This is a genomic window from Nonomuraea mesophila (genome assembly GCF_004352805.1).
Lineage (GTDB): Bacteria > Actinomycetota > Actinomycetes > Streptosporangiales > Streptosporangiaceae > Nonomuraea > Nonomuraea longispora.
Genome location: NZ_SMLD01000024.1, coordinates 59,590 through 77,590, shown reverse-complemented (window position 1 = coordinate 77,590; position 18,001 = coordinate 59,590). Strand labels below are relative to the sequence as shown.

18 protein-coding genes are annotated in these 18,001 nt (G+C 70.2%); 5 read left to right on the top strand and 13 right to left on the bottom strand.

Annotated elements, in window-relative coordinates; all coding sequences use genetic code 11:
• The 5 genes from E1295_RS12415 to lhgO all read right to left on the bottom strand — a co-directional run.
• A partial coding sequence (locus tag E1295_RS12415) for an ABC transporter (RefSeq protein ID WP_132630397.1) occupies positions 1-1,700 on the bottom strand: 1,700 nt, incomplete at its 3' end.
• A gap of 63 nt (positions 1,701-1,763) precedes the next feature.
• Complete coding sequence (locus E1295_RS12410; RefSeq protein ID WP_132630407.1) at positions 1,764-2,420, bottom strand: response regulator transcription factor; 657 nt, start codon at positions 2,418-2,420, stop codon at positions 1,764-1,766.
• Positions 2,421-2,485: 65 nt separating this feature from the next.
• Positions 2,486-3,898: a sensor histidine kinase gene (locus E1295_RS12405; RefSeq protein ID WP_132630396.1), complete on the bottom strand. Its 1,413-nt coding sequence runs from the start codon at positions 3,896-3,898 to the stop codon at positions 2,486-2,488.
• Positions 3,898-4,590, bottom strand: coding sequence for a response regulator transcription factor (locus E1295_RS12400; protein ID WP_246063592.1), 693 nt, complete (start codon positions 4,588-4,590; stop codon positions 3,898-3,900). The genes E1295_RS12405 and E1295_RS12400 overlap by 1 nt, the downstream gene beginning before the upstream one ends.
• Before the next feature lie 17 nt (positions 4,591-4,607).
• Positions 4,608-5,846 carry an L-2-hydroxyglutarate oxidase gene (gene lhgO, locus E1295_RS12395; protein ID WP_132630395.1) on the bottom strand — a complete coding sequence of 413 codons (1,239 nt, stop codon included), beginning with the start codon at positions 5,844-5,846 and terminating at the stop codon, positions 4,608-4,610.
• Positions 5,847-5,907: 61 nt separating this feature from the next.
• On the opposite strand from lhgO, the gene E1295_RS12390 reads away from it, so the two are divergent.
• Positions 5,908-6,534: a hypothetical protein gene (locus E1295_RS12390; RefSeq protein ID WP_425465338.1), complete on the top strand. Its 627-nt coding sequence runs from the start codon at positions 5,908-5,910 to the stop codon at positions 6,532-6,534.
• 24 nt (positions 6,535-6,558) lie between these two features.
• Here E1295_RS12390 and E1295_RS12385 read toward each other — a convergent pair whose 3' ends face one another.
• Complete coding sequence (locus tag E1295_RS12385) at positions 6,559-7,251, bottom strand: TetR/AcrR family transcriptional regulator (RefSeq protein ID WP_132630394.1); 693 nt, start codon at positions 7,249-7,251, stop codon at positions 6,559-6,561.
• A 53-nt stretch (positions 7,252-7,304) separates the two neighbouring features.
• Here E1295_RS12385 and E1295_RS12380 point away from each other — a divergent pair, with 53 nt between their 5' ends.
• A complete protein-coding gene (locus tag E1295_RS12380) occupies positions 7,305-8,435 on the top strand; it encodes an FAD-dependent oxidoreductase (protein WP_132630393.1) in 1,131 nt (376 codons plus the stop codon).
• A 531-nt stretch (positions 8,436-8,966) separates the two neighbouring features.
• Here the strand turns inward: E1295_RS12380 and E1295_RS12375 are convergent.
• Together E1295_RS12375 and E1295_RS12370 are read right to left on the bottom strand one after the other, a co-directional pair.
• A complete protein-coding gene (locus E1295_RS12375; RefSeq protein WP_132630392.1) occupies positions 8,967-10,220 on the bottom strand; it encodes an MFS transporter in 1,254 nt (417 codons plus the stop codon).
• Positions 10,211-10,639 carry a helix-turn-helix domain-containing protein gene (locus E1295_RS12370; protein WP_220448673.1) on the bottom strand — a complete coding sequence of 143 codons (429 nt, stop codon included), beginning with the start codon at positions 10,637-10,639 and terminating at the stop codon, positions 10,211-10,213. Before E1295_RS12370 ends, E1295_RS12375 begins: the two co-directional genes overlap by 10 nt.
• A gap of 194 nt (positions 10,640-10,833) precedes the next feature.
• Here E1295_RS12370 and E1295_RS12365 point away from each other — a divergent pair, with 194 nt between their 5' ends.
• Positions 10,834-11,208 carry a hypothetical protein gene (locus E1295_RS12365; protein WP_132630390.1) on the top strand — a complete coding sequence of 125 codons (375 nt, stop codon included), beginning with the start codon at positions 10,834-10,836 and terminating at the stop codon, positions 11,206-11,208.
• Between the two features lie 437 nt (positions 11,209-11,645).
• Here E1295_RS12365 and E1295_RS12360 read toward each other — a convergent pair whose 3' ends face one another.
• A complete protein-coding gene (locus E1295_RS12360; protein ID WP_132630389.1) occupies positions 11,646-12,659 on the bottom strand; it encodes a hypothetical protein in 1,014 nt (337 codons plus the stop codon).
• Positions 12,660-12,797: 138 nt separating this feature from the next.
• On the opposite strand from E1295_RS12360, the gene E1295_RS12355 reads away from it, so the two are divergent.
• On the top strand, positions 12,798-13,112 hold the full coding sequence (locus tag E1295_RS12355) for a hypothetical protein (RefSeq protein WP_132630388.1): 315 nt from the start codon (positions 12,798-12,800) through the stop codon (positions 13,110-13,112).
• Positions 13,113-13,115: 3 nt separating this feature from the next.
• Here E1295_RS12355 and E1295_RS12350 read toward each other — a convergent pair whose 3' ends face one another.
• Positions 13,116-14,372 (bottom strand): MATE family efflux transporter, encoded by a 1,257-nt coding sequence (locus tag E1295_RS12350; RefSeq protein ID WP_132630387.1) that lies wholly within the window; start codon positions 14,370-14,372, stop codon positions 13,116-13,118.
• A gap of 97 nt (positions 14,373-14,469) precedes the next feature.
• Here E1295_RS12350 and E1295_RS12345 point away from each other — a divergent pair, with 97 nt between their 5' ends.
• Complete coding sequence (locus E1295_RS12345; protein WP_132630386.1) at positions 14,470-15,438, top strand: aldo/keto reductase; 969 nt, start codon at positions 14,470-14,472, stop codon at positions 15,436-15,438.
• Positions 15,439-15,535: 97 nt separating this feature from the next.
• Here the strand turns inward: E1295_RS12345 and thpR are convergent, their stop codons facing one another.
• The 3 genes from thpR to E1295_RS12330 form a co-directional block, all read right to left on the bottom strand.
• On the bottom strand, positions 15,536-16,093 hold the full coding sequence (thpR, locus tag E1295_RS12340) for an RNA 2',3'-cyclic phosphodiesterase (protein WP_132630385.1): 558 nt from the start codon (positions 16,091-16,093) through the stop codon (positions 15,536-15,538).
• Between the two features lie 105 nt (positions 16,094-16,198).
• Positions 16,199-17,422 (bottom strand): MFS transporter, encoded by a 1,224-nt coding sequence (locus tag E1295_RS12335; RefSeq protein WP_132630384.1) that lies wholly within the window; start codon positions 17,420-17,422, stop codon positions 16,199-16,201.
• Between the two features lie 26 nt (positions 17,423-17,448).
• A complete protein-coding gene (locus E1295_RS12330) occupies positions 17,449-17,901 on the bottom strand; it encodes a MarR family winged helix-turn-helix transcriptional regulator (protein ID WP_132630383.1) in 453 nt (150 codons plus the stop codon).
• Positions 17,902-18,001 lie beyond the last annotated feature (100 nt).

Here is an 18,001-nt window from a genome sequence, read left to right as displayed (position 1 = left end):
GGGGTGGGGAGTTCGGCGCGGTGGGCCTGGATGCGCTCCAGCGCCGTACGCAGCGCGTCCGCCGTGTCCGCGGGCGGCTCGACCACCTCCAGCTGGGCGGTGAACCGGGCCGCCTCCTCGGCCAGCAGGGTGCGTACCCGCTCGCGCAGGTCCTCCCGGGCGCGCACGGTCAGCGTACGCACCGCCTGGTCGCCGAAGACGGCCTCCAGCAGCTTCTGGGTCAGTACGCTCGTCCCGCCGGCGATCCCCACCTCGATCCCGGTCAGCCCTCCTGTGGAGGCGAACACGCCCAGCATGAGCAGCAGCCCGGCCCCGTTCACCCCGAAGGACGCCACGCGCGCGGTCGTGCGCCTGTCGGCCCCCTCCTCGCGTACGAGGTCGAGCACGAACTCCTGCCACCCCCGCACCGCCGCCTCGACACGTTTGGCCAGCTCGGGCGAGGCACGGCCGAGCCGGGCGGACTCGACGGCGCCGAGCCGTTCGAGGAGCCCGGGACCGCCGGGCGCGGCGGACCACCCCTCCAGGGCACGTTCGGCGGCGCCGTCGGCGGCGCCCCTGATGAGCGATTCGACGCCGCTCTCCAGGGCGTCCCTGAGCCGGAGCTCGGGCACCCGTCCTGTGAAGAAGCCGACGACGCGGTCCCGCACCCGGCCGACCCGGCTCTCCAGCGAGCGCATGAGGTCGCCGGTGCCGATGAAGTCCTGCCAGCGGGCCAGCACCTCGCCCCGCAGCAGCGAGCCGTCGCGCATGCCCTCGTCGAAGTCGGCCATGCCGCCGGCGTACGCTCCCGTGACGATCGAGCGCAGGCCGTCGAAGGCGGCGCGCTGGCGGTCGATGGCCTGCGCCAGCGTCGGCACCCGGGTGGCGAGGCTGTCGAGCGCCCCCGACAGCGTCCGGCGTACGACGCGGGACCTTTCCGCGGCGTCGGCGGCCAGCCCTGTGAGCCAGTCGGCGACGGGCCGCACGGTCGCGCGGGGCAGCCGGGCCTTCTCGTCGGGCAGCGGCACCTCGGGGACGGTGAACAGCCGGGTGTCCTCCAGGCCGTTCTCGGCGAGGAGTCTGGACAGGTCGCGCGGTACGGGCTCGAAGGCGTCGGGCGGCACCCGGTCGAGGACGACGGCGAGCGCGGTGCTGCGTTCGCGGGCGGAATGCAGGAAGCTCCACGGCACCTCGTCGGCGTAGCGGGCCGCGGTGGTGACGAACAACCACAGATCGGCGGCGGCGAGGAGCTGGGCGGCCAGTTGCCTGTTGGCGGTGACCACGGAGTCGATGTCGGGGGCGTCGAGCAGCGCGAGCCCGGCGCCGAGCGCGTCGGAGGTCACCACCCGCAGCGCGCCGGGGCCGTCGCCGGTGCCGCGGGACAGGCCGGGGAGCACGTTCTGGCCCATGAACCAGTCGCGGTCGGCTGGGCTGACCACGAGCGTGGGCACCAGCGTCGTGGGCCGCAGCACGCCCGGCTCGGCGACGTCGGCCCCGACCAGCGAGTTGACCAGCGTGGACTTGCCCGCGCCCGTGGATCCGCCGACGACGGCCAGCAGCGGCGCGTCGAGGGAGCGCAGCCGGGGCAGCAGGTAGTCGTCGAGCTGGCCGGTCAGCTCGCGCAGCGCCCGCCTGTCGGCCGCGCTGTCCCCGATCGCCAGCGGGAACAGCTCACGGTCGAGTGGCCGGCGCAGGGTCTCCAACGCGCCCAGCAGGTCCATGAACCCACGCTACCCAGCGTGAACCACATTCACCGGTCCCACCGCCGAGCTGTTGCCGCGCGCTCAGCCCGGGGGCGGCTCTCTCAGCACGTAGCCGACGCTGCGGAGCGTGTGGATGAGCCGCGGCTCGACGTCGTCGACCTTGCGCCTGAGATAGGAGACGTACGACTCGACCACGCCGGCGTCGCCGCCGAAGTCGTAGTTCCAGACGTGGTCGAGGATCTGCGCCTTCGACAACACGCGCCCGGCGTTGACCATGAAGTAGTGCAGCAGCTTGAACTCGGTCGGCGACAACCGCACCTGCCGCCCGGCCCGCCACACCTCGCGCGCGTCCTCGTCCAGCTCCAGGTCGGCCACCTTGAGCCTGCTGGGAGGACCGCCCTCGCCGCGCGTACGCCGCAGCACCGCCCGGATCCTGGCCTGCACCTCTTCGAGGCTGAACGGCTTGGTCACGTAGTCGTCGCCGACCCGCAGCCCCGCGATCTTGTCCTCGGTGGCGTCGCGGGCGGTCAGGAACAACACGGGCGTGCCGATCCGCTTGGCCACCTCGAACCCGTCGAGATCGGGCAGCATCACGTCGAGCACGACCAGGTCGGGCGAGGCGCGTTCGGCGACCTCGACGGCCTCCTGCCCGTCGGCGGCGGTCAGCACCTCAAAACCGGAGAAGCGCAGGCTGGCGGAGAGGAGATCTCTGATGCTGGGCTCGTCGTCCACCACCATGATCAGCGCCTCGGGTTTCGTCACCTACTCAGCGTGACAAAATCACCTGAGGGTTTGCTGAACGCTCACTCCAAGGCAAGTGGGAGTTCGACCCGGAAGGTCGAGCCGTCCTCGGGCGAGCTCTCGACCGTCACCGTGCCGCCGTGGGCCGCCACCAGCGCCTGGACGATCGCCAGGCCGAGCCCGCTGCCCCGGTCCTCGCCCGACCGGCGGCGCGAGCGGGCGGAGTCGGCCCGGTAGAAGCGTTCGAAGACCCGGTCGAGCTGGTCGGGAGTGAGCCCGGGGCCGCTGTCGACCACTTCGAGGAACAGTGTGCCGGCGCCCGCCCCCGCACGCACCGTGATCGGCGTGCCCGGCTCGGTGTGGATGATGGCGTTGGTGACGAGGTTGCTGATGATCTGGCGCAGGCGCACCTCGTCGCCGGAGACGATCAGGGCCGCGCCGCCGACCATGTCGAGCTTCACCGTACGGTCGGGCGCGAGGATCCTGGCATCGTGCACGGCGTCGGCCGCCAGCGCCAGCATGTCGACCGGGCGCATCTTCAGCGGGCGCTGCTGGTCCACCCTGGCCAGCAGCAGCAGGTCGTCCACCAGCAGGCTCATCCGCCCGGCGGCCTTCTCGACGCGCTGCATCAGCTCGGCGGGATCGGCGCCGGGGTTCTGCCTGGCGTACTCGGCGAAGCCGCGGATGGAGGTCAGCGGCGTACGCAGTTCGTGGGAGGCGTCCCCGACGAACTCGCGCATGCGCACCTCGGAGCGCCTGGCCGCCGCCTCCGACTGCGACCTGGCCGCGAACGCGGTCTCGATCTGCGCCAGCATCCCGTTGAGCGACCTGGCCAGGCGGCCCACCTCCGTACGCGGGTCGCCGTCGGGCACCCGCCTGCCCAGCTCGCCGCCCGCGATGGCCTCGGCCGTACGTTCGATCTGGGCGAGGGGACGCATGCTGCGCCGCACGATCGTGATGCCCACGACGGCCAGGATGAGCAGGATGCCACCACCGCCGAGCAGTTCGATGAGCACGAGCCGCCGGGTGATGGCGTCGACCTCCTCCAGGTCCACCGCGACGACGAGGGTGCGCCTGCGCACCATGCTCTCCAGCACCCGCCACTCGCCGTCGCCCCTGATCGCGGGCGCGTTGTAGGGCTCGGCTCCGGGCGCCGACTGCAGGATCGGCTTCGGCTTCATGTCGACGTCGCGATCGGTCAGCATCGGCTCGAACACGCCGCCCGGCTCCTTGACCAGTACGATCGCGTCGGACTCGATGGCGATCGGCCGGTCGGAGGTCTCCCTGTCCCTCCTCCAGTCGCTCAGCACCTTCTTGTGCATGCGCAGGCTGAGCAGGTGGAGCTGGCTGTCGACCCGGTCGATGAGGTAGCCGTGCAGCACCGAGACGCTCACCAGGCCGATGAAGGTCATGCCGAAGCCCAGCAGGGCCAGCATCGACGCGATCAGCTTGATCCGCAGCGGCAGGCCGCGCATCAGGGGCTCGGCGGCAGGCGCAGGACGTAGCCGACACCGCGCAGCGTGTGGATGAGCCGCGGGCTGCGATTGTCGATCTTGCGGCGGAGCACGGAGACGTACGACTCGACGATGCCGACCTCGCCCCTGAAGTCGTAGTCCCACACGTGGTCGAGGATCTGCGGCTTGGACAGGACCCGGCCGGCGTTCGTCATGAAGTAGCGCAGGAGCTTGAACTCGGTCGGCGACAGCGCCACGGCGTTGCCCCCGCGCCACACCTCGTGGCTCTCCTCGTCCAGCTCGATGTCGGCGAACGTCAGCCTCGGCGGCGCCGACTGCGGCTCCCCGCTCGTACGGCGCAACACCGCGTGGATCCTGGCGATCACCTCCTCCAGGCTGAACGGCTTGGTCACGTAGTCGTCCCCGCCGATGGTGAGCCCGCGGATCTTGTCCTCGGTCTCGTCGCGGGCGGTCAGGAACACCACCGGCGTACGCAGCCCGCCGCCGCGCAGCCGCCTGACGATCTCGAATCCGTCCAGGTCGGGCAGCATGACGTCGAGCACCACGAGGTCGGGCCTGTGCCGTTGCACGGCGGCCACGGCGTCGAGGCCGCTCTTGGCGGTGGTCACGTCGAAACCCGCGAACCTCAGGCTCGCGGCGAGGAGCTCGAGGATGTTCGGATCGTCCTCGACGATCAGCAGGCGTGCTTCCATCACATCCAAGGATGCACTCATCGGACGGGTGCTGGGACAATTCCGGCAATGTGCTGGGCAATGGCCAGGCTGGACGTGGCGGCGGGCGAGGGTGCGTTACGTACGAGCACCACCCGGCCGTGCACGTCAACGACGAAGTCGTCGACCATGCGGCCGTCCCGCGACACCGCCTGGGCACGTACGCCGCCCTCGGTGCGCTCCAGGTCGGAGGCGGTGAGGGCGGGGACGTAGCGGCGGGTGGCGCGCAGGAACTCGCGTTTGACGAGCGAGCCGTGGAGTTCCCTGAGCCCGGTACGCCAATGGGCACGGGCCAGGCGCAACGTCCCCGGCCACCCAAGTATTTGCCGAAAATTACGGTAATTTGGCCATCGCACGGCAGAACCGTAACCCTCATAGGCCAGAGCGAGCACCGCGTTCGGCCCCGCCAGCACCCGGCCGTCGGTCTGCCGCGTCAGATGAACCCCCAGGAACGGATACCGCGGATCGGGCACCGGGTAGATCAGCCCCCGGACCAGGTCCTTGGCCGCGCCCTTGAGCGCGTAGAAGTCACCCCTGAACGGGACGATCCGGACGTCCCCCGGTGAGCCCGCCATCCGGGCCACCGCGTCGGTGTTCAGTCCGCCGCACACCACCAGGCGGTCGAAGGACAACTTCCGCCGCCCGGCCAGCACCTCCACGCCTCCGGGGCGTTCCCTGATCGCCCTGACCGGGTGCGCGAGGCGTACGGACCCGCCCAGCTCCGCCACGTCCTGCGCGAGCCGGCGCGCGACGGCGGGGAAGTCGCAGATCGCGGTGTGCGGCGAGTGGATGGCGCCGACGCCGACCGCGTGCGGCTCGATCTCGCGCAGGGCCAGCCCGTCCAGCTCGGTGATGCCCGGCACCCCGTTGGCCCTGGCCCGCTCGGCCAGCGCGCTCAGCCGCGGGCGCTCTGCCGTGGTGCTCGCCACGACCAGCTTCCCGACCTCGTGGTACGGCAGGGCGTGCGCGGCGCAGTAGTCCTTGAGCAGCGCCACTCCCTCGCGGCACAACCTGGCCTTGAGTGAGCCCGGCGGGTAATAGATGCCCGCGTGCACGACGCCGCTGTTGTGCCCGGTCTGGTGGGCGCCGACGCGGCCCTCCTTCTCCAGCACCGTCACCTCGGCGCCCCTGGACTCGGCCAGTTGCCGCGCCACCGCCAGGCCCACGATGCCCGCGCCCACGATCCCGATCTTCTCCGTCACATGACAATTCTCGGACCTACCACCCGTGCTTGCCATATCCGGGCGATAGGCGGCGGCCTCTTCGACCGGGTGGAGATCCGGCCACGGCCGGTGTTGCATGGACCAGGTGATCGACGAACCGCTGCAGCGACTTCGCGCCGCCGCCCGGCGCACCCGCGAGCTGGCCACGAACCGGGCGGGAACCGGCCTCGGCCATGAGGACGCCGACGACGACGTCGGCACGATCGGCACGGACGGCGCGCTCGGGTTCGATCCGTTCCCCTTGCTCGAAGCCCTCCACCACCACGGCGTGCGGGCCGTGGTGATCGGGCAGGTCGCCGGCATCATGCACGGATCCACCGAGCTGACCGGCGATCTGGACCTGCTCTGGGACGGCGCTCCGGAGCACGCCCCGGCTCTGGCCGCGGCCTTCGCCTCCATCGATGCCCGGCTGACGGATGAGAAGGGGGGTCTCCTACCGACTCGTCCGGATTCCTTCCTCCGCCCCAAGGTGTCGTTCACCTCGCCCGGAGCCGGCGGCGACTGCTGCACCCCGGCGCTGCCCTGGCGCGACCTGCGCGTGCGGGAGTTCCTCGACCACGCGATCAGCGCGGTCGACCCCGGCGGCCTGGTGGTGCACTATGCCTCCCGGGAGGACCTGATCCGCATGCGCCACGCCCTGGGCCGCCCCAAGGACCTGAGGCGAGCCGCCGAACTCGCCGCGCTCGCCCCGGACCACCCCTGAGACCACCATGTGGCCCGTCGATCCTCATGCGGGTGGCCGGGCGAGCTTGGCGGCCACGGCGTCGAGGATCCAGTCCAGTCCGGTCGCGAAGGACGTCTCGGCGTCCACCTCCGTGCCCTCGTGCACGGCCTTGGCCAGGGCCGGGAAGCGGCCCGTGGCCAGCATCCTCATCACGTGCGGGCCGGAGGCGCGCTGCCACTCGCGGTCGGACAGGCCCGTGGCGCGTTCGGCCCGCAGGTTCGCGATCTCGCGCCTGATCGCGCCGGTGAGGTAGGCGCCGACGATGTCCACCGCGCACCGGACGGTATCAAGGTCGGCGACGCCCTCGAAGGCGGCCAGCCTGGCCTCGCTCACGGCGAGGGCGTTCGGGCCCAGGGCCGGACGGCCGCCGAGCAGATCGGCCAGCCATTCGTGGCGGAGGGCGGCCCGCCTGGTGCGGTGGGCGTGGTTGCGCAGCGCCTCCCGCCAGTCGCCGGGCGGCTTCTCGGGGAGGATCTCGGCGTGGACCTCGTCCACCATGAGGTCGAACAGCTCCTCCTTGGTGGCGATGTAGCCGTACAGCCGCATCGGGCCCGCGTCCAGCCGGGCGGCGACCTTGCGCAACGACACCGTCTCCAGCCCGCCCTCGTCGGCCAGCGCGATGGCCGCGGCGACGATGCGCTCCCGGTCCAGCGGCGCGGGGCGCCCCTGCGGCTCCGGCCGGTCCCACACAGTCATGATTACATCGTACTGTTGCAATACGCCGTATAGCAGCAATACAGTGTATTACCATGAGACGTCGTATCGCGGTGGTCGGAGGAGGGCCCGCCGGCCTGACCTTCGCCCGCGTGCTGCACCGCCACGATCACCCCGTCACCGTGCTCGAACGTGACGCCGCCCCCGATGCCCGCCCTCCAGGCGGCACGCTCGACCTGCACGAGAGGATGGGCCAGGTCGCGCTGGACAAGGCGGGGCTGCTGGCGGAGTTCCAGGCGCTGTCCCGCCCCGAAGGTCAGGCCATGCGCATCCTGGACGTGGACGGGACCGTCCTGCGCGACTGGCGACCCCGTCCGGGCGACCGGGCCAATCCCGAGATCGACCGCGGGCACCTGCGTGACCTCCTGCTCGGCCCTCTTGACGTTCAGTGGGGTCGGCAGGTGACGCGGGTGGATCCGGGGACCCGGGACGGCGTGCTGGTGCACTTCTCCGACCGACGACAGGAGACCTTCGACCTCGTGGTCGGCGCGGACGGCGCGTGGTCCCGGGTCCGCCCGGCCCTGTCGACCGCGACGCCGCACTACACCGGCGTCACACTCGTCGAGACCTCACTGACCGACGTCGACACCCGCCACCCCCACCTCGCCGCGCTGATCGGCGACGGGTCCGTGGCGGTGTACGGCGTGAACCGCGGCCTCGTCGCCCAGCGCAACAGCGGCGGCCACGTCAAGGTGTACGCCCAGTTCCGCGCGCCGCTGGACCGGCCCACGACCCTGACCGACGCGGAGCCGTCCGACGCCGGGACCCTGCGGTCACAGGTGCTGGCCCTGTTCGACGGCTGGGCCGCTCCCCTGCTCGATCTCCTCCGCCATGGCACCGCCTTCGTCCGCCGGCCCCTCCACGTGCTGCCCGTGTCCCACACCTGGGCCCACATCCCCGGGGTGACGCTGCTGGGCGACGCCGCCCACCTGATGCCTCCCTTGGGAGTGGGCGCCAACCTCGCGATGCTGGAAGGCGCCGAACTCGCCGAGTCCGTCGCCGCCTGCGGCCCTGACGACCTGGACGAGGCCGTACGCGCCTTCGAGGAACAGATGTGGGCACGGGCCGGCATCTGGGCGACGATCACGGCGGCCGGCCTTGACCGCCTCGTGAGCCCCGACCCCGCCGCGGCCCTCGCCCTCTTCGACGAGGTCCAGCCGGGCTGACCGGATCCGGTCCGCCGAGCCGTGCGACGACCCGGCCGTCGGTCAGCGTGAGCAGGCACGTCTCGTGAGAGAACCCACCCGCCAGCGTCGATGTCCCCACCACGTCGCCGCCGAGCGCCGCGTCGATGCCGTGAATCTCCTCGGGCCGCATCCGACCGGTCTCGCGCAGCCGGTCCCTCACGGCGGCTCGGGCCTCGGGTCGACGGATCGTTCGGCGCCAGTGAACGAGCGGGAGCGAGGTTGACCGGCCGGTCGTCGACGAACACCACCTCCTCGGGAGAGGTCTCCAGTGTGTCGAGCACCGCGGTAGGCGTTCGCGTCAGGCTTGCAGGTTCGCAGATCGGAGCTGATGAACCACCGCCGGATGGACCGCTCCAGGCCGAAACGCCGGCGGACGAGCTCGGACCAGACCGCCGTGTCGTTGCTCGCATCCATGAGCGCGCAGGTAGGGGATCAGTACACGGCCCTGCACGTCGCCGATAGAGAACGCCCATGGCAGTCGAAGACGATCCCCACCGGTTCCAGCGATCCTCACCTGTCGGTGACAGGCGGAGCCGGGTGTTCTGCTGAGAACCGCCGCAGGCCCGGCGTGGTGACTCCCACCGCGGCGACGGCACCGAGGCAGAGCAGGCCTCCGCTGATCAGGGCTGCTGCTCCCGAGGTAGCGTCTGCGACGAGGCCCCCGCGCATGTTGCCGATGTCAGGGCCGGCTTGTCCCACGATTTGTTCAGCAGCGCTGACCCGGCCGAGCAGTTCGCTCGGGGTGTGCATCTGGACGATGGTGCTCCGGGACACCACGGAAACGGTGTCGGCCGCGCCGGCCAGGACGAGGAAGGCCAATCCGGCCCACGGGTGGGGCGACAGGCCGAACAGCGCGAGCGCGGCGCCCCATGCGGCGGATCCGCCGAGCATGACAAGACCGAGCCGGGGCAGCCGGGTGAACGTCCCGGAGAAGAGGGACGCCGCGACGCCACCGACGGCAATGGCCGTGAGAAACAATCCGAGAGTGCGCGGGTCGTCGCCGAACCGTTCCGCGTTGATCAAGGGGAACAAGCTGATCGGCATCGACAGCACGGTGGCGGCCAGGTCGGTGAGCAGGGCGCCCCGGATGACGGGAGTGCGGGCCAGAAAGGCCAAGCCGTCCAGCACTCCGCGCAGACCGGGGCGGGGAGGCTCATCTCCAGGTCTCATCGGTGGCAAGCCGAACACCGCGTAGAGCGCGACGATGAAGGTGAGCGTGTCGATCAGGTAGCAGCCGCTGACACCAAGCCCGCCCACGATCAGTCCGCCCAGCGCGGGGCCCACCAGCATGGAGCCCTGGAAGGCAATCCGTCTCAGCGCCAGTCCGGCGGCCAGCTGATGCTTGGGCAGAAGGTGTGGAATGAAGGTGCGCGAGGCCGGGCCGCCGACGGCGGCGAAGCAGGAATGTGCGACGACCAGCCCCAGAACTCCGGCGACCGGGAGGTGCCCGAAGAAGCCCTGAAGTGTGAGAAGGAGCGAACACGCGGCGTGCCCGCTGGTCGTGATGAGGCAGAGCTTGCGGCGGTCCACGCGATCGACGACCGAACCGGCGAAGAGTCCGAGCACGACGAGCGGAAGAGCCTGCGCCAGGCCGACGGCGCCGGCCCATGCGGCGCTGTTGGTCATCTGCCAGACCTGGAACATCACGGCGACGAGCGTCATCTGACTGCCGAACCCAGACAGGGCCTGGCTGATCCATAACCGGCGGAACGGCGGTGAGGTCCGTAGTGGGGTGACATCGAGCAGGGCGTGCCTCAGTCCCATGCGGGGTCCTCCGCCAGCTTCTCCGCGATCCGGTCGTGGAAGCTCTTGCGTGCAAGGGCCTGCTCAATGTCGGTGACGACCCTGGAGAGTGGACAGGGGATCTCGGCCTCGATCTCGGCGATGGCGGCCTCGGTGGCCCGCCACTCCGCCGCCAGGCGACCCACGATGTGGTGGGCCTTGTCGGTGAGGGTCACCTTCTTGCTGCGCGCGTCATCGCCCTCGATGGTCTGGGCCCAGCCGGCCTCGCGCATCGCGGCGACCTTCTGGCTGAGTGCTGAATGCGTCCGGTTGACCGACTCTGCCAGCTCGGTGATGGTCATTGGCCCGCAGGCGTACAGCCGGAGCAGCTCCATCACAAAGCTCGGGTTGAGCCCTTCGATGCGCTTCTTGGAGTAGATCCGGGCGATGTCCGCGTCCATGGAGGACTGAAGAAGTCGCAGCGGCCGCCAGAGGCTTTCGTGGGTGGGATCGGGAGGAGTGGGGTCCGTCATTCGGCCCATCGTATCAGTACTTATATAAGTACTGTTGTAATTGTTGCGCCGGAGCTGGCCGCCTTGCTGACAGGAGACGGGGCCCCACTATGCGGTCAATCGAACGTGAGTACGATGGACTCATGTATCTGCCGCCGGAGTGGCCGGCCGAGGTCCGTCCACCCAGCGTGCCCGACTGGGAGACCTCGGCCGTGGCCTGGCTGCTCGACGCCGTTCCCCCGGACTACAGGGCCTACGACGTTTTGAAACGACATCCGATCGCCCTGGCGAGGATGGCGATCCACCACGTGAATGCATCTGTCGAAGCAGCAAGGGCGGGATACCGAAGCGCAGCGGTGGATCTCAAAGGCCATCTCCCTCCTCATGCTGTCGAGGAGGTGCTCGACGTCTATCGCGAGGAGGGGCCGCGTCTGGTCCGCCTGGCTCGTGCCATCGCCGTCGTCGAGCAAGCCTTGCGCGGGGATATGTTCACCGCGACCATGCGCAATTCCCGATGAGGTAGCGACGTGGCGCTCCGGGCAACAAGCTTGATCAGCTAGACGGGCCGGAGCGGTCTGATGGACGAGTCGAGTTCCTTGCGGAGGTTGCCATTCTCAATCATGAGCACGTTCATGGCTCGGGCGAAGACTTCGCTTGCCGTCCGGTCATCATCACGTTCGGCACACAGGCTCTCGACCTTCGCCCTCACGTTCGCCCGCAGGATCCCCGGCGCGTGGACGTTGTGCGTGCTCTGCGTGCTCTACGTCGTCGCGACCTTCGTCGCGCCGCTCCTGCGGGGCGAGCCCTTCGGTGCTCAGCTCACGTTCGTCTTCGGCTTCGACAAGACCAACGGCGTCGCCATAGGGCTGGCGATCATCTTCTGCGTACTGACCGCGATCGTTGCGGCGATCGCCGGCACGATGCGGCGCTCCCGGCCGCTGACCGGCTGCGGGGCTCAGCGGGTGCGGCGGGCGAGGAACGTGATCACGCCCACGGCGGTGGCGGCCGCTACCAGCCAGATGAGCACGTCCTTGACGGTCAGGCCGGACGCGCCGAAACCGGTGGCCGCCCGCGTCGACTCGGCTGCCTCCTCGTCACGGGTCTCCTCCGGGGTCGCTTCGGGCGTCGGGGTGGGGGTGGCGCGCTCGGGCAGCGGCACCCGGTAGACCGGGCTGCGCGGCCCCTCCGAGCCGACCAGCAGCGCCGTGCCGTCGGCGGTGTAGGTGATCGACTCGGCCTGTTCGAGCTCCGGCATCGTCACCTTGGCGATCGTCTCGCCGGAGGGCCGGTAGAGGGTGGCCGAGAAGTAGGTGCGGATGACGTACGACGAGCCGTCGGGGGCGTAGGCGGCGTCCGTGGCCATGATGGGGGCGCGGGCGACCTTGCGCAGGATGTTCGTCCGGCCGGTGCGCAGTCTTTTCGGCGCCGCGTAGACCGAGCCCGCGAACTCCTTGGACACCACGTAGAGCCGGCCGGTTTCAGGGTGGACCATGAGCCCTTCGGCGTTGCGGGCTCCGTCGGCGTAGCGGAAGCGGTAGCGGGTCGCGGGCACGGTGGCGTTGCGCAGCGTCTGCGGCTCCATCACGCGATAAACGGAAATGTCGGGCCAGGCGCCGTCCAGGTTGTCGCCGATGTCGGCGAACCAGAGCACCCCCCGGCCTGTCTCCGGGTCCTTGGACGCCGCCATCGCCTCCCAGTCCCGCGCCTGGGCGCCCTGCACCTGGAAGGTCGCCTTCGTACGGCCCTTCCCGTCGACGGCGTAGAACGTGGGAGCGGCGGCGCTGTCGTTGTGCGTGTAGTAGACGCCGTCGTGTGTCGGCGACACGGCCAGCCCGCTGGACTCCGTGATCGCGGGATCGCGGAAGGTGAAGAGTTTCTCCGTGCCGTCGTCCGCCGCGTAGGCGGGAACGGCGGACAGACAGCAGATCGCCGTGACGACCGCGAGCACCCTGATCACGACATCCCCCACGCCGCCATCATGCCGCACCCACCGGCCACCCGGTCCGCACGACAGGCCCCGGGAACGCACGCCGGAGTGCAGGCAGTGCCAAGAATCTCGCTACTCACCGCCAACGACATCGAACCGGTCCCGTCCTAGCCTGACGAAATGATCACAAAAACGAACCGTCTGGCCGTGATGCTCGCCGCTACCGTGATGGCGGGAGGCGTCGCGCTGGTCACCGCGCCCGCCGCCGGCGCCACCACCTCGGCCACGTCCGCTGCCGTCATCTGTCCCTTCAAGGCGAAGCGGGAGACTCCCAGATGGCGGGGCCCCAACACTCCTCGCTACAACGGCACCTGGAAGGCCGGGAACATCATCAGCGTCTACCAGGGCTCCGCCCAGGGCGGCCGGGTGGAGACGACCTCCGGCTACTGGGCCACCGCCACCCAGCTCACCAGCGCGGGTCAGTGCCGCTCCTGAGCCCTAATCGGTCACCTTGGCGCTGTGACGGTGGAAACCGGTGCCCTGGAGCACCACCAGCAGCACGTTGGCCACCGCCATGGCCACCCACAGCCCTGTGATCCCCCAGGTTCTGGCCACGGGAACGGCGGCCAGGACCAGCAGCCCGTACCCGATGGCGAAGTAGGCGAGGCTGGCCCCCGAACGCTTGAGCGCGGTGAGCCCGGTCCCCTGCACCGCCTGGGCCGCGTCGGCCATCGACGCCAGCGCCATGAGCGGCAACAGCGCGAGCACCCGTTCGCGTACCGCCGGGTCGTCGCTGAACAGCGTGACCAGCGACGGCCCGAACCCCAGCAGCAGGCCCGCACCGACCAGCGAGGCCAGGAGGGCGAGCAGGGCCGCCGACCTGTTGGCCCGCCGCGCCGCCGCCGGGTCGGCGGCGCGGGCGATCTCCGGCACGGACACCTGTCCGATGGCGAGCGAGGCCATCATCATGAACGCGGTGAGCATGGTCAGCACGGCATGCGCGGCGGTGTCACGCGCGCCGGTCCCGCCCGCCGCGAGGGTGACGACCCCGAGCACCCCGAATTTGATCAGTACGGTGCCCGCCAGCGGCACGCTGACCCTCGCCAGCTTGACGATCTCCCCGATCCGGGGCCCGGCCTGCCCGATGGGGCCGCCCAGCGCGCGGCGCAGCAGGAGACTGGCCACGACCGCCGCCGCGACTCCCCCGGTCACCCACGCGACGCCCACGCCGGTCAGCCCGAGCGACGGCACCAGCGCCACGGTGAGCACGCTCAGCAGCAGCCCGAAGGTCAGGGTCGGCCACAGCACGCTGCGGTGGTGCCCGAGCGCCACCAGAATGGTGCTCGCGCCGCCCGTGGAGGCGAAGACGAGGAGATAGACCGCGACGAAGTGCGGCAGCAGGCCCAGCTCGCGCACCACTTCACCGGGCACCCCCGTGGCGCGCGCCAGCAGCGGCACGCACAGCACCGCGAGCGCGCCCGCCGTACCGGCGGCCATGGCCAGCCAGCGCGCGTCCCGCACGATGGGCACGGCCGCCGCGGGCGAGTCCCTGTGCTGGGCGACGAACGGTCCGAGCCCGCGCAGCGCGCCCTGCACGGTGGCGGACGCCGGGTTGAGCACGGCGGTCATGACCGCGAAGGCGGCCAGGGCGACGGTGTCGTACCGGCCGAGCACGGAGGTGACCACCAGCGAGCCGATCATGCCCGTGACCATGGCCAGGAAGAGCGGGACGGCCGCCCGGAGCAGGACGATCATGAGAATGGACAGCGCGGTCGGAAGTGCCTCATTTCTCCGTAGATCACGACTGAAGCCTATGGCCTGGAGTGCACTCCAGGTACCTAGGGTTGAGAGCATGGACTACGTCAATCTCGGACGCAGCGGACTCCAGGTGAGCCCGCTCTGCCTCGGCACGATGAACTTCGGCCCGCAGACCACGGAGGAAGACTCCTTCGCGATCATGGACAGGGCCCACGAGCTGGGGATCAACTTCTTCGACACCGCCAACGTGTACGGCTGGAAGCTCGGCGAAGGCATCACCGAGAACATCATCGGCCGGTGGTTCGCGCAGGGCGGCGGACGCCGGGACAAGACGGTGATCGCGACCAAGCTGTACGGCGGGATGAGCGAGTGGCCCAACGACCAGAAGCTGTCGGCGCTCAACATCCGTAAGGCGTGCGACGCTTCGCTCAAGCGGCTGCAGACCGACTACATCGACATCTACCAGGCCCACCACGTCGACAGGAACACCCCGTTCGACGAGTTCTGGGAGGCCATGGACGTCTTGCGGCAGCAGGGCAAGATCATTTACGTGGGCTCGTCGAACTTCGCCGGCTGGCACATCGCCAAGGCCCAGGAGAGCGCCGCCCGGCGCACCTTCAACGGGCTGGTCAGCGAGCAGTCGCACTACAACCTGCTCACCCGCACGGTCGAGCTGGAGGTGCTGCCCGCCTGCGAGGACTACGGCCTCGGCGTGATCCCGTGGAGCCCACTGGCCGGCGGCCTGCTCGGTGGTGTGCTGCGCAAGATCGACAAGGGCCGTTCCGCCTCGGACACCATGGTCAAGCAGCTCGAGAAGCACCGCGACAAGATCGAGCAGTACGAGAAGTTCTGCGACGAACTGAACGAGGACCCCGCCTACGTGGCCCTCGCCTGGCTGCTCAGGCAGCGCGCGGTCACCGCGCCGATCATCGGCCCGCGTACGCTGGAGCAGCTCGACGGCAGCATGCGCACCCTGGAGATCGAGCTGGACGAGGCCGCCCTGGCCCGCCTGGACGAGATCTTCCCCGGCCACCGCACCGCGCCGGAGGACTACGCCTGGTGAGGCTCAGGTCAGCAGCGTGCCGATCACGACGATCAGCAGCAGCAGGCCGAGCACGACGGGCAGCAACCAGGAGCGAGGACGGTCCACGACCTGGAGCCTAGCCTCGCCCGGAGGGTGCCAGCGCCCATTCGGCGAGTGACTCGTACCTCACCTGCGGTCCCGTGTGGCTGCGCACGAGACGGACGTGCTCCGCCCGCCACGGCGAGCCGCTGAATCCCGACAGTGACTCGATCAGCGGGCGGAGGTCCGTCTCCGTCTTGGCCCTGGCCAGCGTCAGGTGCGGGTGGAACCGTTTACCGTCCGTCTGCGCGGCCCCCGCCCTGCGGGCGCCCGCCTTGACGGAGTCGGCGAGCCGGGTCATCGACTCGCCCGTGACGCCCACCCACAGGACCCGTGCCCTGCGGGCGGACGAGAACGCGCCGAACCCGTCGAAGGCCAGGTCGAGCGCGCTGTGGCGGTGCACGGCACGGGCCAGGCGCGACTCCAGCTCGGGCAGCGCCCGCTCGGGAACCTCGCCGAAGAAGGCCAGCGTGATGTGCCAGGTGGCCCGGTCGGGCCAGCGCAGGCCCGGCACCTGCCCGACGTGCGGCGCGATCGCGCGGGAGAGCTCGTCCAGCACCTCGTCGGGCGGCACCAGGGCCGCGAAGAGCCTCATGCCATCCGATTGTGCCCCGTCGCGGAGGCCGGCCGCTCAGGCCTTGGTGAGGGCTGGCCACTCAGGCCGTGGAACGCCGATCGCTCGGGCCGTGGGGCCGGTCGCTCAGGCCGTGGCGAGGCTCGGCCTGCGTACCCGCCGGCTGATCAGCCGTGTCACGAGGACCGCCAGTCCGGTGCCCGCGAGGACGAGCACGCCCGACAACATGACGCCCGCCCGTGGCCCGCCCAGCTCGGACAGCCAGCCGATGAGCGGCGCCCCGAGCGGCGCCCCGCCGGTGAAGACCAGCATGTAGATGCCCATGACCCGCCCCCGCATGTCGGGGGAGGTGGCGAGCTGGACGCTGGCGTTCGCGGCCGTGTTGATGGTGATCAACGCGATGCCGGTGGGAACCAGCAGCAGCAGGTAGACGGGGTAGAACGGGGCCAGCGCCGTCGCGATCTGGAACAGGCCGAAGCCGATCGCCCCGGCGAAGAGCACCTTGCGCGACAACCGCGCCCTGCGCGCCGCCAGCAGCGCCCCTCCGAGCGCGCCCACCGCGAACATGCTGGAGGCCAGGCCGAACGAGGACGCGCCGGCCTTGAACACCTCGCGCGCCATGAGCGCGATCGACATCGAGAACGACTGCGAGAACATCGACACGAACCCGATGAGCAGCACCGGCATGAGGAGTTCCTCGTGCCGCACCACGTAGCGCAGCCCCTCGCGGAGCTGGCCTCTGGCTCTCGGCACGGGTTCGGAGACGTTCAGCTCCGACCTGCGCATGAAGACCAGGCTGGAGATCACCGCGCCGAACGTCAGCGCGTTGATCAGGAAGATCGGGCCGGTCCCGCCCAGCACGTAGATCAGCAGACCGGCGAGCGCCGGGCCGACCACACGGGCCAGGTTGAAGATGGAGCTGTTCAGGGCGATCGCGTTGGGCAGGTCGTTACGGCCGACCATCTCGACCACGAACGCCTGCCGGGTCGGCACCTCGACGCACGAGATCATGCCGAGCAGGAACGCCATCGCGTACACGTGCCACACCTGGGCCGCGCCGGTCATCGTCAGCACGCCTATGGTCAGCGCGAGCGAGGCCATCAGCACCTGGGCGGTGATGAGGATGGGCCGCTTGGGGTAGCGGTCGGCCAGCACGCCGCCGAACATGCCGAACAGCAGCATGGGCAGGAACTGCAGCGCGGTCGCCGTGCCGAGCGCCGCCGCGCTGCCGTTGGTCAGGTCGAGCACCAGCCAGTCCTGGGCGGTGCGCTGCAGCCAGGTGCCGACGTTGGAGACCGCGCCCCCGGCTGCGAACATGCGGTAGTTACGAACCCTGAGCGACCGGAACATCCCGGTCCTGGGTTCGTCAGGCTCCTCTATATCCGGCTGAGCTTCTCCAGAATGGGCGCCGCCTGCCGCAGAATCGCCCTCTCCTCGGGAGACAGGTCTTTCAACCGCTGGGTCAGCCACGCTTCCTTGCGGCGTCGCTCCTCCTTCAGGAGCTTCTCGGCGGCCTCGGTCACGGTCACGGTCACCTGGCGCCGGTCGGTCGGGTGCGGCGTACGCGCGACCAGGCCGCGCTCCTCGAGCTTGGCGATCACGCGCGTCATCGAGGGCGGCTGCACCTTCTCGAGCTCGGCCAATTCGCCGGGGGTTATCCCGGAATGCCGTTCCACGGCGGCGAGCGTCGCGAACTGGGTGGGCGTCAGCGAGTGTGCCGCTGCTTGTCGTCGTAGGCGCCTGGTCAGCCTTGCCATAGAGACGCGCAAGGCCGAAGCCAGGCCTGCGTCGCTGCGCAGGTCCGTCTTGTGCTGGGGTTTGGTTAGCATGAGTCATTACCTTTGCTAACTATAGGCGAAGCCAGGATATTTCCCTAATCGTTTCTTTCCCTCCTGGATACCAGGAAGCCGCCCCGCTCGAGCAGGACGG